At 62.8% G+C, this 24,678-nt stretch carries 18 protein-coding genes and 1 tRNA gene; 11 read left to right on the top strand and 8 right to left on the bottom strand.

Annotation, left to right across the window (positions count from 1 at the left end):
- Positions 1–21: 21 nt before the first annotated feature.
- The 4 genes from J3454_RS03075 (at position 22) to J3454_RS03060 (ending at position 7,389) form a co-directional block, all read left to right on the top strand.
- Positions 22–297 carry a hypothetical protein gene (locus J3454_RS03075; RefSeq protein ID WP_349512283.1) on the top strand — a complete coding sequence of 92 codons (276 nt, stop codon included), beginning with the start codon at positions 22–24 and terminating at the stop codon, positions 295–297.
- Between the two features lie 116 nt (positions 298–413).
- Positions 414–3,173: a preprotein translocase subunit SecA gene (secA, locus tag J3454_RS03070; RefSeq protein WP_349512282.1), complete on the top strand. Its 2,760-nt coding sequence runs from the start codon at positions 414–416 to the stop codon at positions 3,171–3,173.
- Between the two features lie 29 nt (positions 3,174–3,202).
- Complete coding sequence (locus J3454_RS03065; RefSeq protein ID WP_349512281.1) at positions 3,203–3,958, top strand: sulfite exporter TauE/SafE family protein; 756 nt, start codon at positions 3,203–3,205, stop codon at positions 3,956–3,958.
- 428 nt (positions 3,959–4,386) lie between these two features.
- Positions 4,387–7,389, top strand: coding sequence for a TonB-dependent receptor domain-containing protein (locus J3454_RS03060; protein WP_349512280.1), 3,003 nt, complete (start codon positions 4,387–4,389; stop codon positions 7,387–7,389).
- Between the two features lie 163 nt (positions 7,390–7,552).
- On the opposite strand, the gene J3454_RS03055 is transcribed toward J3454_RS03060, so the two are convergent.
- Complete coding sequence (locus tag J3454_RS03055) at positions 7,553–8,329, bottom strand: transglutaminase-like domain-containing protein (RefSeq protein ID WP_349512279.1); 777 nt, start codon at positions 8,327–8,329, stop codon at positions 7,553–7,555.
- A gap of 125 nt (positions 8,330–8,454) precedes the next feature.
- Positions 8,455–9,285, bottom strand: coding sequence for an EAL domain-containing protein (locus tag J3454_RS03050; protein WP_349512278.1), 831 nt, complete (start codon positions 9,283–9,285; stop codon positions 8,455–8,457).
- Between the two features lie 148 nt (positions 9,286–9,433).
- On the opposite strand from J3454_RS03050, the gene J3454_RS03045 reads away from it, so the two are divergent.
- Entirely contained in the window at positions 9,434–10,228 is a 795-nt protein-coding gene (locus J3454_RS03045; RefSeq protein WP_349512277.1) for an NAD kinase, read from the top strand.
- A 95-nt stretch (positions 10,229–10,323) separates the two neighbouring features.
- Positions 10,324–10,398: transfer RNA gene (locus J3454_RS03040), tRNA-Asn, on the top strand.
- A gap of 33 nt (positions 10,399–10,431) precedes the next feature.
- Here J3454_RS03040 and J3454_RS03035 read toward each other — a convergent pair.
- Positions 10,432–10,668 (bottom strand): hypothetical protein, encoded by a 237-nt coding sequence (locus J3454_RS03035; RefSeq protein WP_349512276.1) that lies wholly within the window; start codon positions 10,666–10,668, stop codon positions 10,432–10,434.
- On the opposite strand from J3454_RS03035, the gene J3454_RS03030 reads away from it, so the two are divergent.
- Positions 10,667–10,945 carry a hypothetical protein gene (locus tag J3454_RS03030; protein ID WP_349512275.1) on the top strand — a complete coding sequence of 93 codons (279 nt, stop codon included), beginning with the start codon at positions 10,667–10,669 and terminating at the stop codon, positions 10,943–10,945. The two genes, J3454_RS03035 and J3454_RS03030, sit on opposite strands and share 2 nt — an antisense overlap.
- Before the next feature lie 128 nt (positions 10,946–11,073).
- Here J3454_RS03030 and mfd read toward each other — a convergent pair whose 3' ends face one another.
- Both mfd and J3454_RS03020 read right to left on the bottom strand, forming a co-directional pair.
- A complete protein-coding gene (gene mfd, locus J3454_RS03025; protein WP_349512274.1) occupies positions 11,074–14,589 on the bottom strand; it encodes a transcription-repair coupling factor in 3,516 nt (1,171 codons plus the stop codon).
- A 61-nt stretch (positions 14,590–14,650) separates the two neighbouring features.
- On the bottom strand, positions 14,651–14,929 hold the full coding sequence (locus J3454_RS03020) for an FAD assembly factor SdhE (RefSeq protein ID WP_349512273.1): 279 nt from the start codon (positions 14,927–14,929) through the stop codon (positions 14,651–14,653).
- Between the two features lie 71 nt (positions 14,930–15,000).
- On the opposite strand from J3454_RS03020, the gene recG reads away from it, so the two are divergent.
- The gene (gene recG / locus J3454_RS03015) at positions 15,001–17,064 is read left to right on the top strand and encodes an ATP-dependent DNA helicase RecG (protein WP_349512272.1); all 2,064 of its coding nucleotides are present in this window, start codon (positions 15,001–15,003) and stop codon (positions 17,062–17,064) included.
- Here the strand turns inward: recG and J3454_RS03010 are convergent.
- The 3 genes from J3454_RS03010 to J3454_RS03000 all read right to left on the bottom strand — a co-directional run bounded on the left by J3454_RS03010 (position 17,061) and on the right by J3454_RS03000 (position 19,934).
- Entirely contained in the window at positions 17,061–17,561 is a 501-nt protein-coding gene (locus tag J3454_RS03010) for a low molecular weight protein-tyrosine-phosphatase (RefSeq protein WP_349512271.1), read from the bottom strand. The genes recG and J3454_RS03010 overlap by 4 nt on opposite strands.
- Positions 17,562–17,684: 123 nt before the next feature.
- Positions 17,685–19,067: an ABC1 kinase family protein gene (locus J3454_RS03005; protein ID WP_349512270.1), complete on the bottom strand. Its 1,383-nt coding sequence runs from the start codon at positions 19,065–19,067 to the stop codon at positions 17,685–17,687.
- A 93-nt stretch (positions 19,068–19,160) separates the two neighbouring features.
- The gene (locus J3454_RS03000; protein WP_349512269.1) at positions 19,161–19,934 is read right to left on the bottom strand and encodes an SDR family NAD(P)-dependent oxidoreductase; all 774 of its coding nucleotides are present in this window, start codon (positions 19,932–19,934) and stop codon (positions 19,161–19,163) included.
- Positions 19,935–20,010: 76 nt separating this feature from the next.
- On the opposite strand from J3454_RS03000, the gene J3454_RS02995 reads away from it, so the two are divergent.
- The 3 genes from J3454_RS02995 (at position 20,011) to J3454_RS02985 (ending at position 24,608) form a co-directional block, all read left to right on the top strand.
- Positions 20,011–20,481, top strand: a complete 471-nt coding sequence (locus J3454_RS02995) for a DUF3429 domain-containing protein (RefSeq protein WP_349512268.1) — start codon at positions 20,011–20,013, stop codon at positions 20,479–20,481.
- Between the two features lie 127 nt (positions 20,482–20,608).
- On the top strand, positions 20,609–22,972 hold the full coding sequence (locus J3454_RS02990; protein ID WP_349512267.1) for an EAL domain-containing protein: 2,364 nt from the start codon (positions 20,609–20,611) through the stop codon (positions 22,970–22,972).
- Between the two features lie 646 nt (positions 22,973–23,618).
- The gene (locus J3454_RS02985) at positions 23,619–24,608 is read left to right on the top strand and encodes an SDR family oxidoreductase (protein WP_349512266.1); all 990 of its coding nucleotides are present in this window, start codon (positions 23,619–23,621) and stop codon (positions 24,606–24,608) included.
- Positions 24,609–24,678 lie beyond the last annotated feature (70 nt).

Below are 24,678 nucleotides of genomic sequence, written 5' to 3'. Positions count from 1 at the left end.
GAATCCTTATCTGCACCCCCAATGACCCGGCATTTCTTCGCCCTTCTGGCCTTGCTTACCGGCCTTGCCGCCATCGGCAGCCCGGCGCATGCGTCGCTGGCCGAAGCGCTGGCGTGCGATTCCAGCATCGCCGCAGCCGCCGGGGATGACGCGCGCAGCAGCGATACTGCACCCGCTCAGCCTGTTCCGGCAACGATCCGCGCGACCCGTGCGGCCGAAGTGCCCGAAGCGCCGCCGGTCGTGCCTGAGGCGTTGCGCCTGCCGGTGCTGATGGGGATCGAACGCGCCTACGAATAGGCCGCGCCTTCGCCCGATTACGACGTTTTTGCGCACAGCGCCCACGCGCGCGCATATTCCCCGCACAATTCCGGCCCGCATTGCAGGGCCGCACCGCTTCAAAGGCACGCCCGACCATGTTCAACACCATCATGAAGTCCGTTTTCGGATCGACCAACGACCGCTACGTCAAATCGCTCGGCAAGATCGTTAACCAGATCAACGCATTGGAGCCGCAGCTTCAGGCGCTCTCCGACGATGACCTGAAAGCGCAGACCACCAAGCTGCGCGGGCTGATCGATGGCGGCTCAAAGCTCGACGATATCATGCCCGAAGCTTTCGCCACCGTGCGCGAAGCAGCGGTGCGGGTGTTCGGGATGCGCCATTTCGATGTGCAGCTGATCGGCGGCATCGTACTCCACCGCGGCGAGATCGCCGAAATGCGCACCGGCGAGGGCAAGACCCTGATGGCGACGCTGGCGGTCTATCTTAACGCGATCGAGGGCAAGGGCGTCCACGTCGTTACCGTCAACGATTACCTTGCCCGACGCGATGCGGCGGAGATGGGGCGGCTGTACAACTGGCTCGGCCTCAGCGTCGGCGTGATCGTGCCCGGCATGCCCGAAGAGATGAAGCGCGACGCCTATCACGCCGACATCACCTACGGCACCAACAATGAATTCGGCTTCGATTACCTGCGCGACAACATGAAGCACGAGCGCGCCCAGATGGCGCAGCGCCCATTCAACTTCGCCATCGTCGACGAGGTGGATTCGATCCTGATCGACGAAGCCCGCACCCCGCTGATCATCTCCGGCCCGACCGAGGACAAGTCCGAGCTTTACGTTCAACTCGACCAGGTCGCGCGCGAGATACCGGTCGAATGGCTCGACATCGACGAGAAGGTGAAGCGCGTCCAGCTGACCGAAGACGGGCTGGAAGAAGTCGAGAAGCTGCTGATCGAGAAGGGCCTGCTCGCCACCTCGAACCTTTACGATGTCGAGAACACACAGGTCGTCCACCATCTCGATCAGGCGCTGGTCGCCGTCTTCGCACGCAAGCGCGATACCGATTACATCGTCAAGGACGGCAAGGTCATCATCATCGACGAATTCACCGGCCGCATGATGGATGGGCGCCGCTGGTCGAACGGGCTGCATCAGGCGGTCGAGGCCAAGGAAGGGGTCAAGATCGAGCCTGAAAATCAGACCATGGCTTCGATCACCTTCCAGAACTATTTCCGGATGTACCCCAAGCTTTCCGGTATGACCGGCACGGCGGCCACCGAGGCGGCGGAGTTCTGGGACATCTACAAGGTCGGCGTGGTCGAAATCCCCACCAATCTGCCGGTCGCCCGCGTCGACGAGGAAGACGAGTTCTACAAGAACACGATCGACAAGTTCGGCGCGATTGCCAAGGCGATCAAGGAGAAGAACGAGATCGGCCAGCCGGTGCTCGTCGGCACGGTTTCGATCGAGAAATCCGAATTGCTCAGCCAGTTCCTCGACAAGGAGGGAGTGATCCATGCGGTGCTCAATGCCCGGATGCACGAGCAGGAAGCACGCATCGTCGCGCAGGCAGGACGCCTCGGGGCCGTCACCATCGCCACCAACATGGCTGGGCGCGGTACCGATATCCAGCTGGGCGGCAATGTCGAATACCGCATTCAGGACGAGCTCGGTGCGTTGCCTGAAGGGCCGGAGCGCGATGACGCCATCGCCCGCATCAAGGCCGAAGTCGCCGCGGAAAAGAAGCAGGTGATCGAGGCGGGCGGCTTGTTTGTGCTCGGCACCGAACGCCACGAATCGCGCCGGATCGACAACCAGCTGCGCGGTCGCTCGGGCCGTCAGGGCGACCCCGGCCTGTCGCGCTTCTACCTGTGCCTTGAGGACGACCTGCTGCGCATCTTCGGCCCCGACACGCTGTTTTCCAAGATGATGAAATCAAACCTTGCGGACGGCGAGGCGATCGGCTCGAAGTGGCTGTCCAAGGCGATCGAGACCGCGCAGAAGAAGGTCGAGGCGCGCAATTACGACATGCGCAAACAGGTCGTGCAATACGACGACGTGATGAACGATCAGCGCAAGGTGGTTTACGAACAGCGCGCCGAGATCATGGATTCCGAGGCGGTGGACGACGTGGTCGTCGATATGCGCCACGACACGATCAACACCATCGTCGGCACCGCCTGCCCGCCGGGCTCCTATCCCGAACAGTGGGACATGGATGGTTTGAAGCAGAAGGTGGAGGACATCTTCGGGCTGCAGCCGCCGTTCGACGAATGGCTCGCCGAGGATCAGGTCGAGCCCGAACTGCTCGAAGAACGCCTGCGCACGCTGACCGATGCCATGATGGACGAGAAGATGGCCGCCAACACGGCAGACTGGCGCATTGCGGAAAAGGACGTGCTGTTGCGCCAGCTCGATCACCACTGGAAGGAACACCTCGCCACGCTCGATGCGCTGCGGCAGGTGATCTGGATGCGGTCGATCGCACAGAAGCAGCCGATCAACGAATACAAGCAGGAAGCCTTCGGCCTGTTTGAAACGATGCTCGAAACCCTGCGCGAGGAGGTCACGAAAATTCTGTTCCGCGCCGAACTGCGGAACAGGCCGCCGCAGATGCAACAGCTCCCCGAACTGCCGGATTTTCTCACCGGGCATATCGATCCGCTGACCGGATTCGACAATTCGAACGATGGCGACGGGTCGGAACGGCGGCCCGAATTGTTCGGCTCGCTCGCGGGTTCTACGCGGGCGGCATCGGGGCCGGGCGGGGCCAATCCCGACAACCCTTTCGCCAATCTCGACATCAGCCGCAATGCGCCGTGCCCCTGCGGGAGCGGCAACAAGTACAAGCATTGCCACGGCGCAGTCGGCGCCAAACAGATCGTCTGATCCGCAGCGCGGGGAAGGGGGGCTGAGCGATGATCGGGGCGGTGCCGGTGCTGCTGGCGGTCGGCTTCTTTGTTACCGCGCTGCTCTATGCCAGCGTCGGTTTCGGTGGCGGCTCCACCTATTCCGCGCTGCTCGCACTGTCGGGCCTCGATTACCGGCTGCTGCCGCTGGTCTCGCTGGCCTGCAATATCGTGGTTGTTGCGGGCGCCAGCATCCGCTTTGCCCGCGCAGGGATTACGCTGTGGAAACCGGCGCTGGTGCTGGTCGGGCTGGCCGCACCAGCGAGCTTCGTGGGCGGCCTGATCCCGATCGGGCGCGAGACGTTCCTGGCGCTGCTGGGCGCAAGCCTGGTGCTGACCAGTCTCACCATGCTGATCCCCGTCGCCAAGGAGCTGGTGGGGAGCCCCACTCGCCTTGCCCGCTGGGTGCCTTTCGTCGCGCCGCCGCTGGGTTTTCTCGCGGGACTTGTGGGCATAGGGGGAGGGATATTCCTCGCTCCGCTACTGCATCTGGTGCGCTGGCAAGGGCCGCGCGCGATTGCGGCGACCGCGAGCCTGTTCATCCTCGTCAATTCGCTGTTCGGGCTTGCTGGGCAGCTGCTCAAGAGCGGGCCGGGTTTGATGGGGCAGGCCATCGGTGCTGCCTTGCCCCTGCTGCTGGCAGTGGTGATCGGCGGTCAGGTTGGCAGCCTGCTGGCCGTGCGGCTGTTGCCGCTGCATTGGATACGCTGGCTGACGGCTGTGCTGGTGCTTGTCGTCGGGGTGCGACTTCTGGCGGGCGCGTGATTCGCCGAGCGCACTGATCCCGTGTTCGTTTATCTTTCGCTGCGGGCGCGGCCCACATTGCGATTTTTCGGATCGTCATCAGGCCGACGGCCAAGACCTGAGGGACGTGGCATGCGTATCTGCAGCTTGTCGAAGATATAGTGCAATTCACCGAAAAGAGCCGCTTTGGCTATTCCCGCCGGGAGAAAGTAACATATGTGGGCGCAGGTTACGCACTCAGTCGCTACTATATAGTTGGCAAGATTCTGTTTAAAAGCCAAGTAAAAACAGATTGTTGTAAAATTGTGACTCGTAAATAGCAAATATCGGACTCGCTTCATTTGCCGTTGTGGCCAGGTACCGATTTAGACATGATTCCGGAGATGGTCGATAATACGGCCACGGCAGAGTAATTTCTTCGGAGGATGCATTTTCCCATGCGACGTAATTTGAATAGCTATCAGAATGTTCGCTTCATGTCGGGCGTGGCTGTTGTTGCCCTTGCGGTTACGCTGCCATCGGTAGCGGTCGCGCAAGACGCCGCAGCCCTCACCGAAGCAACTCCTGAAGACGACGTGAATGCCATCGTTGTTACCGGCACGCGTATCCAGCGGCCCGAAGCCGCGACCGCGACCCCGATCGTGGCCATCACCAGCGAGAACATCGTTCAGTCAGGTGTCACGAACGTCACCGAACTGCTCACCCAGACACCGGCGCTGTTCAACTCGGAGGCCAATTTCGATGCCGCCGGTTCGCAGGCGCGCACCGGTGCGGCTGGCGTCAACCTGCTTAACCTGCGCAATCTCGGCGCGAATCGCACTCTGGTGCTGGTCAATGGCCGCCGCCATGTGGCGGGTGTTGCGGGTGAGGCTGCGGTCGACATCAACACCATCCCCACCAGCCTGATCGAACGCGTCGATGTGCTCACCGGCGGCGTTTCCTCGGTCTATGGTGCAGACGGCGTCTCCGGCGTGGTCAACTTCATCATGCGCCGCGATTTCGAGGGCGTCGACATCCGTGCGCAGAGCGGCATCTCAGATTTCGGCGACGCTGAAAGCCTGTTCTTCGGAGCCACAGTCGGCAGCAATTTCGCCGACGACCGCGCCAATATAACGCTGTCCTACGAATACCGCGACGACGCCCGCGTCGGCTTCGGCGATCGTCCGTTCGGGCGGCCCGACGCAGAACGGCTGGTACGCAACCCGGATGACATCCCCGACGATCCGAACGTGCCGGACCGGGTATTCTTCCGCAATCTCGGATATGCCGACAGCTCGCCCGCGGGCGCGCTGGTGCTCGACGACAGCTTCGCGCCGCTCTTTAGCGGCGACGGCACACCCTATGATCCGGGCATCTTCCTGCCCCAGTCGGGTTTCCTCGCGGTTGGCGGCGACAACACGCCCATTGCCAATTATCAAGGCGACCTGCAGGCGGGCACCGAGCACCACGCGTTCAATGCCTTCTTCAACTTCGAGATTTCGCCAGATCTTCGGTTCTTTGCCGAAGGCAAGTACGTGAAGAGTGACAACTTCACTATCGCGCAGCCGAGCTTCGACTTCTTCACCGCCATTTCGGAAGACAACCCGCTTATCCCGGACAATGTCCGCGCAGCCGGGCTCGACACCTTCGGCGGCCTGCTGTTCAACCGCGACAACTTTGATCTCGGCACCCGCAACGAACTGTTCGAACGCGATCTTTATCGCACGGTGGTGGGCTTCGACGGCAACATCAGCGACCGCGTGCGGTTCGAGGCGAGCTATGTCTATGGGCGCAACGATACCACCTACACCTCCACCAACCAGCGGATCGAGGATCGCTACTTCGCGGCGCTCGACGTGGTCGACGTGGGTGAATTCACCACCGGCACGCCCAGCGGTGTGTTCGATTGCCGCGTCAATGTGGATGGTGGGGCGATCGTCGACGCCGGAAACCTCAACTATGGCGAGGCGCCGCAGACTTTCCAGCCGGGCGAGTGCGTGCCGCTCAACCTGTTCGGAGAGGGCGTCGCCAGCCAGGAAGCGCTCGACTTCGTTCTGACCGACACGTCGAATGATTACCGCATCGAACAGCATGTCGCCAACGCGTTCATTTCGGGCGATTTCGGCAACTTCTTCGAACTGCCCGGCGGCGCGGTGAACTTCGCGTTCGGCGGCGAATACCGCAAGGAAAAGAGCGACTTCCGGCCTGACGAGATATCGACTCAGGTGACCGATTTCGATCCCAACTCGGGCGTGCTCGCCGATCTCGCGTTGCTCGGGCGCGAAACCGGCAGCTTCGACGTTTGGGAGGTGTTCGGCGAACTCAACGTGCCGATCCTGTCCGACCGGCCGTTTTTCGAAACGCTCGAATTCACCGTTGCTGGCCGGTACTCCGACTATTCCACAGTCGGCAGCACCGAGGCTTGGTCGGTGAATGGCCAATGGGCGCCGATCCGCGATGTCCGCTTCCGCGGCGGCTATTCGGAATCGGTGCGTGCGCCGAACATCACCGAACTGTTCGCGCCGCGCACCGGCACCTTCGCCTTCCTCACCGACCCGTGCAGCCCGGTGAACATCAATCAGGGCACCAGCTTCCGCCGCGACAATTGCGAGGCGCTGATTACCGGCCTCGGTGCAGATTTCGATACTTTCGATTTCGAGAGCGATATCGCGTCGAGCGCCAGCCTCGAAGGGATCGTGTCGGGCAATGAGGACTTGCTCGAGGAGGAAGCCAAGACCTGGACGGCGGGTGTGATCGTTCAGCCGCGCTTCGTGCCCGGCCTGCTCATCACCGCCGACTGGTACGACATCCGCCTGAGCGATGCCGTGCGCACGCCGGGCCTGCAGGAGACCGCCGAGTTCTGCGTCGATTCCGCATCGCTCGACAACATCTTCTGCGATTCGATCACCCGCGCAGAAGGCACCGCCTTCGTGACCAGCTACGTGCTTGGCCCGCAGAACGTTGCCTTCATCGAGACTGCCGGTGCCGATCTGACCGTCAGCTACCGGTTCGAGCCGGGTGACGGCGACCTGGGCAGCTTCAATCTCAGCGGGACGGTGGGCTATCTCGACAAGTTCGAGTTCCTGCCGGCCAATGGCGGCATCGTCGATGATGAACGCGGCGAGGTTGGCTTTCCCGAGTGGACCGGCGTGGCCGACCTGACGTGGGATCTGGACAGCATCAGCCTCAACTACGGCGTCCGCTACATCGGCGAGCAGCTGCGCTTCGAGAACGACGTGATCGCTGCCGATCCGGATATTGCGGCGCCCGAGTTCCTCGAGCTCGACGATCGCTTCATCCACGATCTGCGCGCCGAGTTCCGGACCGACAACGAGCAGGCAAGCTTCTTCCTCGGGGTGAACAATCTCACCAACGAGCAGCCCTCTCGCGGCTTGTCCAATTCGCCGACCGGATGGCTGGGCCGGTTCTTCTATGCAGGGGTGCGGATCAACACCGAAACCCTCGGCTTCTGATCGTTCAGGCTTGGGATACGAATGGGCATCGCAGGAGCAATCCTGCGGTGCCCTTTGTTTTCGGTCGGGGACGGGGTGGACCGGTGCATGGCTGGCAAGCCCTGGCGCGCCGTACCTGAAAAATGTGCTGCCGCCTTAGAGGGATTATCCAGCGAATCTCCGGTCAGAGGGTCCGCACGGAGACGCTCTGACCGTTCATCTGCAAGGCCCCGAACGCCGTCAGGAAAGCGACATCGCCGATGTCGCGGCCGACCCCGATAACCGCGATCTCTCCCCCTTCCGCCATTTCGGTCGGGTCGACCTGATGCCATTCGTCGCCCACGAAGACTTCGGCCACAGCGTGGAAATCGGGAGGGGTCACACGCGGTGCGTACACGCTGGCGATCCTCGCCGGGATGTCTGCGGCGCGGGCGAGCGTGATCATCAGATGCGCATAGTCGCGGCATATTCCCTTGCCGTCGTGAAACGTATCGGCTGCGGTGGTGTCCGAATTGCTCGATCCCGCTTCATAGGAGAGGTGCCCGGCGATCCAGTCGCGCATGGCGATGATCTTCCTGCCGCCCTCGAATGCGCCGAATTCCGTTTGGACGAAATCGGCGAATTGGTGGGACGGACAATATCGCGACGGCAGCAGATATTGGACGGCTTCGCCCGGCAATCGGTGGAGCGGCACCGCCGGCAATTGCCCAACATCGCGAGCGGCCCTGTCGATGCCGACCGTCGCCGTGTAGTCGACCAGCACCTGCCCCTCAGCCCGCAGCCAGATGCGTTCACCAATACCGTCCTGCGCCGCAACCCGGACAAGATGCTCGCACGGCGTGATCGCAATCTGCGTGCGCTCGATAAGCTGATCGGGAACGGCGGCGACTTCCACCTGAAGCAGGACATCGCATGATCGTTCGAACCGGTAATCAAGTTGCACGTCGATCTGAAGCTTCACGATTTGCGTTTCCGTTCGGGGTAAGATTACCGGAATTGGGCGAGGCAGTGCGCATGATAACCCCGCCGGGCGGCGCTTTGTTTCGGGGATGGCAGGTTTATTCCGGGCAGCGTCAACCGCCTCCCTTACCCGTGCCCCATTCCCCGCGCGGTGCGGGCAAGTGCCAGCACGCTTTCGCTTCGCATGGGTTGCGCGCGCAAGAAGCCTTGCCAGTAATCGCAATCCTCAGCGGTGATCGCGGCGCGCTGAATTTCGCTTTCGATTCCCTCGGCATAGACGGCAAGGCCGAGCGCCTTGCCCAAGGCCATGATCGCGCGCAACACGGCCAATGCGGTAGCATCTCCCGGTACGCCATCGATCATCGTCTTGTCGAGTTTCAGCGCATCCAGCGGCAATTCGCGCAGATAGCGGAAATTGCAGAACCCCGCTCCGAAATCGTCGAGCGCGGTGCGAAAGCCGAGACCGCGCAGAGCCTTCAGCGCGCTCGCCGCCTGTGCGAGGTTGCGCAGCAGCAGATCCTCGGTGATTTCCAGCATCAGCCGCTGCGGCGCAATGTCCGATCGGCCGATCAGTGCGGCGAAATCGGCGGCAAAGTGCGGATCGGCCAATTCCTCGGGCGTAATGTTGAGCGACAGGGTGAGGCTATCGGGCCAGGTCGAGGCGTCTTCAAGCGCGCGGGCGACGACATGGCGCGATAATGGCGCAACCAGCGCCGCGCGCTCGGCAATCGCGAACAGGTCCCGTGCGCCGATTTCGCCGAGCGACGGATGCCGCCAGCGCGCCAATGCCTCGGCACCGACGACTGCGCCGCTGATGCAGGAGAATTGCGGCTGGAACAGCACCTCGATCTCGCGCCGGTCGAGCGCGCGCAGCAAATCGTTCTCAAGCACGCCCGGGCGAATGCCCGGCAAGCTGCCAGTCGGCGATCCGCGCAGTGAAGCCCGACCCTGTTCCATTTGCGCCCTTTCGGCCAACTCCGTAGCCCATGATTGTGCGGCTGGCCTGCATCAATTGCAATCCGACCGAATCTGGCACATCAGAGCATCCGCTAGCACGGCAGCGGGGATAATCGACATCTTCGCGCCTGCACACGGGGGAGGAAATTTGGCGAGCAACGCAGCACCGTTCGAGCGCCTCGCGCTGCTCGCATCCGATACCCCGCGCGCGCAGGAGGCGTTCGCCGCACTTCTGGCGCAGGGCGACTGGGTGCCGCTGGAACAAGCCGATGCGGTCGTGGTGCTCGGCGGCGACGGCTTCATGCTGCACACGCTCCACGCCATGATCGACGCCGGCCGCGTGATCCCGGCTTATGGAATGAACCTCGGTACGGTCGGCTTTCTCATGAATCGATACGACAAGCGCGCGGCAATCGCATCGCGGGTGGCCAAGGCGCGCCGCTGGAGTATCGCGCCGTTATGGGTCGAGGCGATCACCCAGGACGGCGAGAGCCACGAATTGTGCGCCATCAACGAAATTTCTCTGCTGCGCGAGACCCGGCAGACCGCGAAGATCGAAGTGACGGTGGGCGATCGGGTGCGGATCAAGGAGCTGGTGTGCGACGGGGTGCTGGTAGCGACACCAGCCGGATCGACCGCTTACAACCTGTCCGCCAACGGCCCGATCCTGCCGCTCGACAGCAAGCTGCTGGCGCTCACGCCGATCAGCCCGTTTCGGCCTCGGCGCTGGCGCGGAGCGATCCTGCCGGACCGGATGAAAATCATCCTCAAGGTGCTCGACCCGGCCAAGCGGCCCGTAGCCGCGGTTGCCGATCAGAAGGAACTGCGCGACATCGCCGAGGTGCGCCTCGCCATCGCGCAGGAGATCGCGCTGACTCTGTTATTCGACCCCGGCCAATCGCTGGAGGAACGCATCGTGGCGGAGCAGTTCGTAACGGAGTGAGATAGGCGATGGCCCATCAAAACCCCCTTGCATTCCGTTGGCCTCCCCCATATAGGCGCGCTTCCGCTCTTCCTTAGACCGCTTGGAAGAGCTGCTCCCCGATAGCTCAGCGGTAGAGTAGGTGACTGTTAATCACTTGGCCGTAGGTTCGAATCCTACTCGGGGAGCCAAATTCTTCTGAATATGTCACACTTATCAGGTGGCTAGGGTCGGGCAGGCCCCAGCGCCCCCCACACGCTTGCCCTCACCCTGTCGACCTGTTGACGTTTGATCGCCGATGCGTTGATTGGCATGGTGATCGCAAGTGGATGGATCATGAACTGATGGCGACCGGGCGGTGTAGTTGCACGGCTCACCCGAACTCTCGGAACACCAGCAATCTTTTCTCGGTTGAAGAACAGCGCACCAACACGGAGCACCTTCAACAGGAGAACGATCATGAAAACGAATCTTATTGCAATTGCGGCGATCCCTGCTTTCGCGCTGGCTGCTTGCGGCCAGGACAGCGCGGTCGAGGAAACAGGGGACGCCCTGGAAGAGCGTGCCGATGCAGTCGAGGATTATGGCGACGACCGCGCCGCAGCCCTTGAAGAACGCGCCGACGAAATGCCGACGGATGCCGGTGAGGACGCTCTCAACCAACGGGCTGAACGGATCGACGACATCGGCGACGAACGGGCCGATGCGATCAACGAAGTAGCCGACGAAATGGAGTGATTGCAGCGGGCCGCCTTGGCCCGATCTGATTCCGCGGCGTCCCACGGGGAATCGTGGGGCGCCGCAACGTCTGGGGCTGGCATGGACGAAGATCGGTGCTGTCCGACGCCAGCTCAGCACACCGGCCTTCAGGCCACCTTCTTGGCCTTGGCGGCCCTCTTCACGATGCCGGAAAGCCCCTTGGTCAGCTGAAACAGGCCGTTCAGGCGGCTGGTCGGATCGCCCCATGCGCGGTTGATCACCAGCTTCATATCGGGGCGCAGGCGCGCTGTTTCCTTGCCACCTTCGTTGAGCCGCTCGACATAGGCGATCAGGCCAAGGGGGTTGGGGAAATCGTCCTTGTGGAACGTCACAAGCGTCCCGCGTGCGCCGACATCGATCTTGGCGATATTGGCGCCGACCGCCTGATGCTTGATTTCGATCAGGCGGATCAGGTTCTTGGTCGGCTGCGGCAGGTCGCCGAAGCGGTCGATCATTTCAGCGGCGAGGCTTTCGATCTCGTGCTGACCATCAGCCTGATTGAGGCGGCGGTAGAGCGCCATGCGCACCGCGAGATCGGGGACATATTCCTCCGGTATCATGATCGGCGCATCGACGGTGATCTGGGGTGAAACCTTGTCGCGTGCAGGCTCAAGGCCCATCTCGCCCGCCTTGGCGGCCAGGATCGCCTCCTCCAGCATCGCCTGATACAGCTCGAACCCGACCTCGCGAATGTGGCCCGATTGTTCGTCGCCCAGAAGGTTGCCCGCGCCGCGAATGTCGAGATCGTGGCTGGCGAGCTGGAAGCCTGCCCCAAGGCTGTCGAGATCGCCCAGCACCTTCAGCCGCTTTTGCGCGACTTCCGACAGCGCCACGTCCTTTTCATGCGTCAGATAGGCATAAGCGCGCAGCTTCGCGCGGCCCACGCGTCCGCGCAGCTGGTACAGCTGGGCCAGGCCGAACCGGTCGGCGCGGTGGATGATGATGGTATTGGCGCTGGGGATGTCCAGCCCGCTTTCGACGATGGTGGTCGATAGCAGCACGTCGTACTTGCGATCGTAGAACGCGCCCATGCGCTCCTCGACCTCGCTTGGGCTCATCTGGCCGTGGGCGGTGACAGGCTTGATCTCGGGCACATGTTCGCGCAGCCAGTCTTCGACATTGGCCATGTCGGAGATGCGCGGCACGACGATAAAGCTCTGCCCGCCGCGGTGGTGTTCGCGCAGCAGGGCTTCGCGCATCACCATGTCGTCCCATTCCATCACGTAGGTGCGCACCGCCAGCCGGTCGACCGGCGGGGTCTGGATAGTGGAAAGTTCGCGCAGGCCGCTCATCGCCATCTGCAAGGTGCGCGGGATCGGTGTGGCGGTGAGGGTGAGAACGTGCACGTCGGCGCGCAGCTGTTTCAGCTTTTCCTTGTGGGTGACGCCGAACCGCTGTTCCTCGTCGACGATGACGAGGCCGAGGTTCTTGAACTTGGTGGACTTGGACAGGATCGCGTGCGTGCCGACGACGAGATCGATCTGGCCGTTTTCCAGCCCTTCGCGTGTCTCTGTCGTTTCCTTGGCCGCGACCAGCCGCGATAGCCGCCCGACCTTCAGCGGAAAGCCTGCGAATCGTTCGGCGAAATTCTGGTAATGCTGGCGCGCGAGCAAGGTGGTGGGGGCGACAATCGCCACCTGCTGCCCGGCCATTGCCGCCACGAACGCCGCACGCAAGGCAACCTCGGTCTTGCCGAAGCCGACATCGCCGCACACCAGCCGGTCCATCGGCCGCCCGCTTTCCAGATCGCCGAGCACATCGGCTATGGCGCGTTCCTGATCGTCGGTCTCCGACCAGGGGAACCGGTCGACGAACTGGTTGAGGCTGGCCTCCTCTGCCGCGAGCACCGTGGCCTGCCGCAGCGCGCGGGCGGCGGCGACCTGCATCAGATCGCCGGCGATGGCGGTGATGCGTTCCTTGAGCTTCGCGCGGCGGCGCTGCCACGCCTCGCCGCCCAGCCGATCCAGCTGCACCGCCTGTTCGGACGAGCCGTAGCGGCTGAGCACGTCGATATTCTCGACCGGGATGAACAGCTTGTCCCCGCCCGCATATTCCAGCGCGACGCAATCATGCTGGCTTTTGCCGACGGCAATCGGCTCAAGCCCGAGATACTTGCCGATCCCGTGTTCGACATGGACGACCAGATCGCCGCGCGAAAGTGCCTGAAGTTCGGCGAGGAAGGCATCGGAATCCTTGCGCTTCTTCTTGCGGCGTACCAGCCGGTCGCCCAGCACATCGGCTTCGGTGACGAGTTCCAGCGTATCATTGGCAAAGCCGGTCTCGAGCGGCAGCACCAGCACCGCGGCCTTGGATTTTGCCGCAAGGCCGAGCCCCTGTTGCCAGCCATCCGCCAGTACCGTTGGCGCTCCGGCTTCCTCCAGGATCGAGGCGATACGCCGCGCGCTGCCGTTGGAATAGGCGGCGAACAACGGCTTGCGCCCGGATTTTGCGACCGACTTTAGATGCGCTGCGGCGGCCTCGTACACATTTTCGCCGCGTCCGCGTTCGGGCGAGAAATCCCGCGCCGAACGGAAGCCGAAATCGACCACATCGGCGGCGCCTTCCGATGCAAAGCCTGTGGCGCGGTGGGCCGGGGCGGCGGCCATAGCGGCGTCGATCTCGGCGCGGGTGAGATAAAGCGCGTCTGGGCTAAGGGGGCGGTAGCTTCCGGCCCGCTCGCCCGCAATCCGCCCACGCTGCGTGTGGTAATCGGCGATGTCGGTCAGGCGTTCATCCACTGCACCCATCGCGCCTTGATCGATTACCACCAGATCATGCGGGGCAATGTGATCGAACAGGGTCGCCAGCCGTTCCTCGAACAGCGGCAGCCAGTGTTCCATGCCTGCCAGTCGCCGTCCGTCCGAGACAGCTTCGTAAAGCGGATCCTGCGTGGCGTTGGCGCCGAACTGCTCGCGGTAACGGCTGCGGAACCGCTTGATGCTGTCTTCGTCCAGCAGCGCTTCCGAAGCGGGGAGCAGCAGGTGCGAATCGATCCGCTCGATAGTGAGCTGGGTGGCGGGATCGAACAGCCGCAGGCTTTCCAGCTCGTCCCCGAAGAAATCGAGCCGCAACCCGGCATCGAGCGACGAGGGGAAGATATCGACGATCGACCCGCGCACCGCGAATTCGCCGTGGTCGATCACTGTGTCGGTGCGGTTATAGCCCTGCCGGGTCAGCAGCGCGGCAAGGCTGGCGTGGCCGATGCTGGTGCCCACCCGAAACTCGCGCACGCTTTCGCGCACCCGGAACGGGGTCAGCACCCGTTGGAGCACGGCGTTGGCGGTGGTCACCAGCAATTGCGCGGTTGCCGCAGGGTTCTGCAAACGATGGAGCGCGGCCAGCCGTTCCGCACTGATGGACAGGGCAGGGCTGGCGCGGTCATAGGGCAGGCAATCCCACGCCGGGAAGGTCAGCACCTCGACCTCGGGAGCGAAGAACTTCGCCGCATCGGCCGCCGCGCGCATCGCCGCCTCGTCCGGCGCGATGAACACGGCGCGTTGCCCGCCTTTGACGCCCTGCGCCGCCCGCGCAAGATCGGCCAGCACCAGCGGCAGGCTGCCGCGCGGCAGCGAGGACAGGGTCAGCGGCTCCTTGGCCGTCAGGATGCGGTTAAGGTCGGGCATGGTCTATCCAGTCAAACCCCGCGCGCAGCAGAAAGTTGCGCGAACGGGCAGGCGCGCGCGATCAGCGCGGAATGTCGACGTAATCCAGTTTCTGCATCGCGCCCAGCAGGTCCCCGGCGAGATGTTCCGGCGGCGGGACGCTGCCGAGTGCCCACGCCATCACGTCGACATCGTCCTCGTCCAGCAGCGCCTCGAACCATGCCAGCTCGGGATCGCCCCAATCGGCATGATAGCGATCGTAGAACCCGCCGATCATGTAATCGGCCTCACGCGTGCCGCGATGCCATGAACGGAACTTGGCGCGGGCGAGACGCTGGTCGAAAGTCGGTGTGTCGGTCATGCTGTCCACCTAGCCACAGGTCTTCGCCGCTTCAACTCGCAATGCGATCCGATGGATGATAGCGAACCGCCATGCGCCCAGAGGCTCTCAATCCGCTGTTTGCCGAAGTCGAGACGCTCGAAGGCGTCGGGCCGAAGCTGCTGAAGCCGCTCGAACGGCTGGGTCTGACGCGGGTGAAGGATGTCGCCTATCACCTGCCGGAACGCTTCGTCAGCCGCCGGACGATTGCCGATCTGGATGAAGGGACTGAAGGCGAGCAGGTCATCATCGCGCTCACCGCTGTTGAACACCGCGCGCCGCGCCCCGGCAGCCGCGGGCCTCACCGGGTGCTGGCGCAGGACGCGGTGGGCAATATCTGCGCGCTGACATGGTTCGGCAAGGCGGCCTATTCCGCGAAGAAATTGCTGCCGGTCGGCGAGCTGCGCTGGGTCGCCGGGCGGCTCGACCGCTATGGCGATATGCTGCAGATCGTTCATCCCGACCACATCGAGGTGGACAGCGCAGGCCAGATGGCGCGTTTGTCCGAACCGGTCTATCGCCTCGCCGAAGGGCTCACCCAGCCGCGCGTAGCCGGGCTGGTGGAACAGGCGCTGGCGCGGCTGCCCGATCTGCCCGAATGGATCGAACCGGGCCAGCTGGAACGCAGCGGATGGCCTGCCTGGGGCGCGGCCTTGCAGCTTGCGCAGGAATGCACGGACGAGCGGGCGCGTGACCGGCTGGCCTATGACGAATTGCTCGCCAACAGTCTCGCGCTGCTGCTGGTCAAGGCGGAAGGGCGGCGGCGCAGGGGTCAGGCGCTGGTTGGCGACGGACGCCTGCGTGGAAAGCTGCAGCTCCCCTTCGCGCTCACCGGGGCACAGGTGCGTTCCATTGCCGAGATCGAAGGCGACATGGCGCAGGAGGCACCGATGCTGCGGCTGCTGCAAGGCGATGTCGGCGCGGGCAAGACGGTGGTTGCGTTGAATGCGATGCTGATCGCGGTCGAGGCGGGCAGGCAGGCGGCGCTGCTCGCCCCGACCGAGATCCTTGCGCGGCAGCATTACGAAACCTTGCGCCGAATGCTCGGGCCGACAGGTGTGGAGATTGCGCTGCTGACCGGGCGAGCCAAGGGCAGGGAGCGCGAGAGCATTCTGATGGGGCTGATGGACGGATCGATCCAGCTGCTCGTCGGCACCCATTCGATTTTTCAGGACACCGTCGCCTACAGGGATCTGGGCCTTGCGGTGGTCGATGAACAGCACCGGTTCGGCGTTGCGCAGAGGCTGGCGCTGGCAGGGAAGGGCAGGCGCGCGCCGCACACGCTGGCGATGACGGCGACCCCGATCCCGCGATCGCTGACATTGGCGCAATATGGCGAGATGGATGTGAGCCGCCTTGATGAACTGCCCCCCGGAAGGCAGGCGATCGATACCCGCGTGATCCCGCAGGAACGGATGGACGAAGTGGTCGAAGGCGTCGCGCGGCATCTGGCAGGCGGACAGCAGGCCTACTGGGTCTGCCCGATGGTGAATGACAGCGAAGTCGCCGATATCGCCGCCGCCGAAGCGCGGTATGCGACGCTGAAAGAGCGGTTCGGCGATGATGTCGTGCTGGTGCACGGCCAATTGCGGCCCGAGATCAAGGACGCCGCGATGGAACGCTTTGCCAGCGGTCAGGCGAAGCTGCTGGTTGCGACGACGGTGATCGAAGTCGGGGTGGATGTCCCATCGGCCACGTTGATGGTGATCGAACAGGCCGAACGCTTCGGTCTGGCCCAACTGCACCAGTTGCGCGGGCGGGTGGGGCGGGGTGCCGAGAAATCCACTTGCCTGCTGCTGCGCGGCGGAGCGCTGACGGAAACGGGTCGTGCGCGGCTGGCGCTGATGCGCGAAACGCAGGACGGTTTCCGCATCGCCGAGGAAGATCTCGAGCTGCGCGGCGGGGGTGAGTTGCTGGGCACAAGGCAATCGGGCGAGGCGGCATTCCGGATCGCCAATCTGGATCAGGTGCAGCGGCTTCTGCCTGTCGCCCACGCCGACGCGCGGCTACTGGTCGATCGGGACGGCGGCCTCACCAGCGAACGCGGCGAGGCAGCGCGGCTGCTGCTGTATCTATTCGAGCGCGACTGGGGCGTGCAACTGCTGCGCGGGGGTTAGGGGCGGGCCACGATACCTCCGCCCGCAATGCGTGCGGCGAGATCTTCAGCGGCAGCAGCGATCTCGTCCCATACCTTCGCGAACAGTTCCTCATCGCCATAGTACGGGTCGGCAATGGATTTGCGGACATTATTTTCGAGCGCGTCGTTCAGCATCGCGATTTTGGCCGTTCCGTCGCGCGGAGCCCGCGCCTGAATGCCAACAAGATTGGCTTCGTCCATTGCGAAGATGTGGGAGAAGCGGAAGAAGTCTTCGCGTTCCAGCTGGCGCGCGGTCTGATCGGCAATGTCGACGCCCTGGGCGCTGGCTGCGGCTATCGCGCGCGGATCGGGCGGACTTCCGATGTGATAGGATGCGGTGCCTGCCGAATCCACGTGGCATTCGATCCCCTGGCGCGCAGCAGCCGCCCGAAACGCCCCCTGAGCCATCGGTGAACGGCAAATGTTGCCCAGACACACGAACAGCACCGACAATGTATGATCACCCCCCACAGGCATTCATGTGCGATATTACGTGCTTGCACCAAAGTCCAGCAGGCTATGTTTCACATGAAACATTCGCGGACCAACGGCCTGCGGATAGGAATCGGGTGTTGCTGGTTCTGACAGGGACGAACGCGATCAAGCGGCCGCTGCCGGAAGCGGAGCGGTGTTCGCGAGAACATCTTCGGTGATGCGGCGGATATTCACCTTGGCTTTCAGCCGCGCGCCGAGCAGCGCCGTGCCGGACACCTTACGCTGTACGAACAACGTCTCGATCGGCGGGAACGCCCAGGTGTCCTTGTCCTGTGCGATGGCATAGCCTTCGTCGCGCAGTAGCGGGATGAAGGCCCGGTCTCCGAAGTCGAAAGGCGCGTCCTCGCGCATTTCGCCCACGACGATATCGATCATGCGATTTACGCGTTCTGGGTGCTTTTCGGCGACGATCGGCATCATGAAGCCCGCTTCGATCGTAGCGGCAAGCACTTCCTGCGCGCTGCCTCGCAGCCCAGCGTCGAGCATCTTGCGATATCCGTTCGCCACCGCCGGATCGACCGGACGGCACGCGCCGAAATCGAGCAGCACGATCTCGCCGGTTTCGCGGCGGTAACGGAAATTGGCGAAGTTGGGATCGGTCTGCATGACACCGAAATCGAACAATTCACGCGCCACCAGCCGGATCAACCGGGCGAAAACCTCATCGCGGCGCTCGGGCGGTTCAGTCCCGAGGTCTTCGATCGAGACGCCGTCTTCGAAACTCATGGCGAGGATCGAACCGCGCGTCAGCCCTTCGTGCAGGCGCGGGACGACAAAACCGGGGGTGTCGGCCAGTCGCTCCCGATACAGCGCCATTTGCTCGCCTTCGCGCTGGTAATCGGCTTCTTCGTGGAGCTGCTGCTTGGCCGCCGCCATCAGCTTGTCCATCTCCAACTCGGGCGGGGCAAAACCTGCCACTTTCAGCAACGTCATCACGTTATCGACGTCGCTGTCGATCGATTTGGCGATGCCGGGATATTGCACCTTGATCGCCAGTTCCTCGCCGTCCCGGGTCAGGGCCTTGTGCACCTGCCCGATGCTGGCAGCGGCAATCGGCCTTGGGTTGAACCAGCGGAATTGCTTGCGCCAATCGGTCCCCCATTCAGCGCGCAACACCGCGTCGAGCTGCTTGGTCGGCATAAAATTGGCCTGATCGCGCAAGGTGGCGAGGATCTTCGACAATTCCTCGGGCAGGAAATCTCCCGCATCCAAGCTGATCATCTGCCCCATCTTCATCGCCGCGCCGCGCAGGTGCGATAGGCGGTCGGTCAGCCGCTGGACATTGCCCGGGGTGAGAATGAGATCGCGGGTGGATATGCCCTCACCGCTGGCAAGGCGCCGGGCGCCCTCGGCCACCATTCCGCCTGCAACACCGCTCACCAGTCGGCCGAAGGTTCCGATACGCGCAATCCGGCCCGATGGCACAGCCCGCTGGCGCGCACGGTCGCCTGGGAGTTTATCGAAATCGGAAATATCATCGTCGGCCACTTTGGGGGTTCCATTTGGTAAAAGGCTTTGTGCCGCAACGGCTGGCGCGGGCCTGCGTTCCGGCAGAGATGGTGCCGGGCGGTCGCGATGCCATCAGGAAATCGACAGTCCGCCATCTACCGGCAGGCATTGTCCGGTAATGTAATCGCTGTGCGACGAGGCCAGGAATACCGCCAACCCTTCCAGGCCGGCGTGATCGCCAGGGCGGCGAAGCGGGATACGCTTTGCCATCCATTCGCCGAACCGCGGATCGGCCTTCGCGGTGATATCGGTTTCGTAATAGCCGAACAGCAATGCATTGGCGGTAATCCGGTAACGCGCGAGTTCAAACGCGGCGGCTCGGGTTAGGCCATTCAGCGCAGCCTTCGAGGCTGCATAATCGGACGATCGGTTGACCCCCATGATCGACTGGCCCGATGAGGTGGCAATCAGCTTGCCGCCCGCATCGCCTTGCTTGGCCCGCTCGATCATATGGCGCGACACGTGCTTGTAGACCAGCGCCGCACCGCGAGTGTTGATCGCCATCGTGTGATCCCACCCCTCGACGGTGATATCGGGGATCGGAGTACCCGCACCGGAAACTCCGGCATTGGCGAAACAGCCATCAATCCGCCCCAGCTCGTTGATCGTTTTCGCGACCGCTGCGGCTATTGCTTCCTCCTCAACCACGTCGCAGGCGATTGCGATGACCTCACCCCGTCCCAAAGCCTGCAATTCGCTTCGGGCCGAAGCGTTTTTTTCCGGGTTGCGCGCCCAAATCGCGACGTCGGCCCCAGCTTTCGCCAGCCCACGCGCCATTGCCAGGCCCAACCCGCCATTTCCCCCGGTTACAATGGCCGTGCGGTCGGTGAGATCGAACAGGTTCATGCAGGCATGTCTGTCGCAAACGCCCGTCCCGCGCAAGCATGCGGGAACCCTCAGGCGCGGCAAGTTTTGACGCCGCATGAACGGAACACCCAACCCTCAGGCTACCGGCCTGTCTCCCGCTGCTCGGCTCCTCGGTTACGCCGGGCTGCTGCCGCAGATCATCTGCCTCACCATGGTCGCGAGCGGGCATGAATGGCGGTATTCCGCGCTCGCGGGCGGGTTTGCCTATGCAGCGGCGATCTTCAGCTTTCTGGGCGGCGTGTGGTGGGGGCAGGCGGTGCAAAGTGGCCGGGCTTCAGCTGGCGCGTATCTGGTGGCGGTCATGCCGAGCCTGCTGGCCGTGGCGCTGTTTCTGCCGTGGACGTTCGGCTGGGAATGGCCGGGCCCGGCTCTGCTTTACCTTGGTGCGCTGATCCTGCTGTCGCCTGCGATAGACCGGGCTCTGGAGTATGCATCGAGCGACTTTTTGCGGCTGCGAACCCATTTGTCGGTCGGACTTGGCGGCCTGACGATCGCGCTGGGACTTCTGGCGGGACAGATCGTCTGAGGGACCAGCACAGCGCTTTGCACCTGATGGGGCGCGCGTCCGGACCGCAAGCACAGGCAATTCGTTTGCGATGAATTAACCACTCTTCGCTAGTCCGGGAGCCGGTTTATCACAGTCCGGGCGCGCCATGTCTTCATCATTGGCATCATTGAAAGCATTTCTGCGCCGCAACTCCGGCGACACCGGAGTGGTGCACGATGAACCCGGCGATCAGGCTTACCTCAATCCGGGCGAGGCGCTGCTCAAACGCAAACGAATCAAGGTAGCCATTTTCGCGATCCTGTTCGGTCTTGTGTCGGCTGCGATTGATCTGCCGCTTCCCGCCGAAGATGGCTTCCGCATCGTGCGCGCGAAATTACGTGAGCGTCCCGTGCCGCAGGACATCGTCATGATCGCGGTCGACGATCCCACGCTCAACGAGCTCGGCGTTTCCATGCCCTCCCGAAAGGAGGAGGGCGAGGTCATCAATCGCCTGGTCGAGTCCGGGGTCGAGAAGATCGTGTTCGACCGCGCCCATGCCGATCCCGAAACCCCGCAGGCGGATGCGCAATTTGCTCGTACGCTCGAACGGCATCGGGGCAGGGTGTGGCTGGGCATGTTGCCGGAAGAGGATGTGGAGTTGCAGAAGAACCCGGCAATTCTTCCGCTCGAAACCTTCCGTGAGCGGGCCGGCATGGCTTCGATGGTGGGTTACCTGTCGCCCTTCGGCCTGTCCGCCCAGTTCCCGACCGATAGCGTAAATCAAGGCGTCAGGTACCCGTCGATCTCGGCCGTGCTGGCAGGCTATGATGGCCCGCCGATCCGCTATCGGCCGGACTTTGCATTCAATCCGCACAGCGTGCCAACCTATCGCTATGTCGATATCTTGCGCGGGCGCGTTGACGCCGACGAGCTTGCCGGCAAAAATGCGATCATTGGCCAGACCTTCACCAAGTCGACGGACATTTTCCGCCATCCGCGCTATGGCAGGGTCCCTGGTGCCTATTACCATGTCCTCGCCGCCCACACGCTCAAACAGGGCACTCCGCTCGAACTGATGTGGTTTCCGGCAATGCTGGTGGCCGGCATCGCCATCCTGATGCAGGCGATCGGCCGGTCGCGATCGTCACGGCCGCTGTGGATTGCCGCTTTCGGCCTGCCTATCGCCACGCTGGGTCTCGATGAGGCGGGAATCAATGCCGACGTCATGTCCGCGCTGCTCGCCATGGGAGCGGCCGCGCTGGGATTCTATCGCCTCGCCAAAAAGTATTACAGCAGCGAGGTCGACGCAATGACGACGTCTGCTCTGAGCCTCGAGAAGACCAATGCGGAACGTGATATTTATGCGCTGAAAATCTCCAATTTGTCTGAAATTTCTGAAGACTGGAGCGCGCGCGAGTTAGGCGAATTCGTCAATACCTTAATCACTTACGTCAAAGGGCCGGGCGACGCCGGTGACGTCGCGTTCGAGCGTGATGTCCTCGTCTGGTTCGCGCCGCGCATGGAGGCAGGGAGCCTGGAACGCCATGCGGATGGGCTGGCGACAATGCTCAAGACTGCAATCAGTTACGATTGGCAGTCGACCAGCAGCGCACCTGCTCTAGGTATCGATACGAACTACGCTCTGCCGGTTGGACAGCGGATCAAGAAGGCCATGCAGGCGGCCGACGATGCCGCTTCGCGCGGGGCGCGCTTCATTATCAATGATGCTGCCTATCTGGAAGCTCGCAACCACCGGCTCGAGATTGTCCGAGTGCTGGAAAAGGGCCTGCGCGATCGCATTGTCGGGGTCGCCTATCAACCCAAGATCGATCTGGCGACGGGCCGTATCGTAGGCGCGGAAACGCTGATCCGCTGGAAGCCTGATGGAAAGGAATTCGTAAACCCGCAGGAACTGGTGCTCGCGGCCGAAGCCAATGACCGCATTAACGAACTGACCCTGATCGTCATGGAGGCCGCGCTATCAGAGGGTAGGCAAGCCATTGCCTTCGATCCGGGCTTCAAGCTTGCGATCAATATGTCGGCCAAGAGCCTGAGCGACACGCATTTACTGTTCGAGATGATGATGATTATGGGCCGCGTAGGGTTTCCCGCTGAAAACCTTACCCTTGAACTGACCGAGACGGCGAAGTTGGAAGACAAACTGATCGCTCCGCAGATCGCCGCGCTCAAGCAGCGCGGCATCGGCCTGTCGATCGATGATTTCGGGACGGGGCAGTCCAATCTCGAATATCTCGAGAAGCTTCCCAGCTCCGAACTCAAGATCGACAAGAAGTTCGTCCAGCAGATGGCCCGGTCGGAGGAGAGCCGCGCCGTCGTGCGGGCAACCATCGAGATCGCGCACTCCCTCGGCAAGGTCGTGGTGGCGGAGGGCGTGGAAACCGAAGCTGTCGCTGCCGAGTTGCGCGCAATGGGCTGCGATCAGGCCCAAGGCTTTCTGTTCTCTCACGCCATCTCCATGGCCGAGCTTCTGGCAATGATGGACCTCAGGAAAAATATAGTTAACGGTTGATTAAGGTTAATTTTGTGTTAAAGATCCTACCGGCTAATCACCAGTAGGAGATCGACATGATTTGGGTATGGTTTCGCGAGTCGTTTGGCGGGCGTTAATTCGCTACCGAAAATTTCATCAAAGCCCCGGGAAACCGGGGCTTTTTCGTTGGGGTCTCGAAAAACGCGCCCTGCATAGCGCCGGGGAAATCCGCATGGGGTCGCTTCCGACCTCGCTCCTACGACCGGTCGATTGGTTAAAGCGGACCATGCAAGCGATCGACCAATTACCGTACCTGCAGTAGCAGTCTCCGACCCGCGTGGGCGTCCCCGTGCATCTCGGCCTGCGGCATGTGCTGTTCGGCACCGCAAGTTCGCCATACCTAGCGAGTGACTGCATCGGTTCTCTCACGATTGACCTAGGTTATGGTGAGGCCCGCGCGCGCGCGCCTACTTCACCGCAACACCTTGGCGACGACCAAGCCTGCTGCTTCGGGCAGCGCGGTGATGCTGTCGGCGTTCATGAATCCCCCTTGGGGGCCGCATCGGCGCGCACCGATCGGGGTGCGTCCCGTTCGCCTCCTCGGCCGCGGATGGACCGAAAATCGCTGAGGGCCGACAAGCCCGGTCAGCAGCCTGAAGCCACCTGGAACCTGATGGAGCCATCAATGAAACTGAAGCCTCTCGAAGAACAGACCATCGTCATCACCGGTGGATCGTCCGGTATCGGGCTTGCAACCGCCAGGCACGCAGCGGAGCGTGGCGCCAATGTCGTCATCATCGCCCGCAGGGAGGACGGACTTGAGGCGGCAGCGGAACAAATCCGGGCAGATGGCGGGCGCTGCGATACGATCAGCGCAGATGTCGGCCAGCGCGAGGATGTGAAGGCCGCGGTCCGGACCGTCATCGCGCGTCACGGCGGTTTCGATACCTGGGTCAGCAACGCCGGGGTCGGGGCCTATGCCAAGCTGGAGGAACTGAGCGACGAGGATCACCACCAATTGTTCGACACCAATTACTGGGGTGTGGTCCACTGCGCGACCGAGGCCCTGCCGCACCTCAAGCAGCGCGGCGGCGCGTTGATTACCACCGGGTCGATATCCTCTCAAATGCCCGCGCCAGTGTTGTCGTCCTATACCGCCAGCAAATACGCGGTGAAAGGCTATATCGATTCGCTGCGGCTTGAACTGATTGACGAAGATGCGCCCGTTTCAGTCACCTTGATCCAGCCTTCGGGGATCAATACGCCATTTGGGGAGCACGCGCTCAACCAGATGGATGGGCGATCCAAAGTGCCACCGCCGGTCTATTCGCCCGATATCGTTGCAGAGGCGATCTGCCGTGCAGCCGAGCATCCCACGCGCGACATGATCGTCGGCGGTGCGGGGAGGGCGATGACGCTGTTCTCGCGGCTTTTCCCCAATCTTGCCGATCAGGTCTTCGCCTACGCCTTCTTCAAAACCGCAATCAACAAGGACGAGCCGAAGCGCGAGAAGAGCGGCGGGTTTTACACCGGCGGTGGCCGCGGCGACCGTTATGGCGAACAGCACATGCGCCACACGAGTGTTTACACCACGCTGCGCAGCTATCCCTTCGCGTCGCTGGCGGGGGTGGCAATCGCCGCTGGCGTGGCCGGGCTGGCACTCAGGAACCGATGACGCCCTTTCAGCAGCGCCGATCCTGGGCCATTTCCGGGCGCGGCACTGGCGTCACGTCCGTGGTTCTCCG

It is taken from the genome of Erythrobacter sp. NFXS35 (genome assembly GCF_040148725.1).
Classification (GTDB): domain Bacteria; phylum Pseudomonadota; class Alphaproteobacteria; order Sphingomonadales; family Sphingomonadaceae; genus Erythrobacter.
The sequence above is the reverse complement of the archived record's forward strand: the minus strand, read 5'-3'. Positions and strand labels throughout refer to the sequence as shown.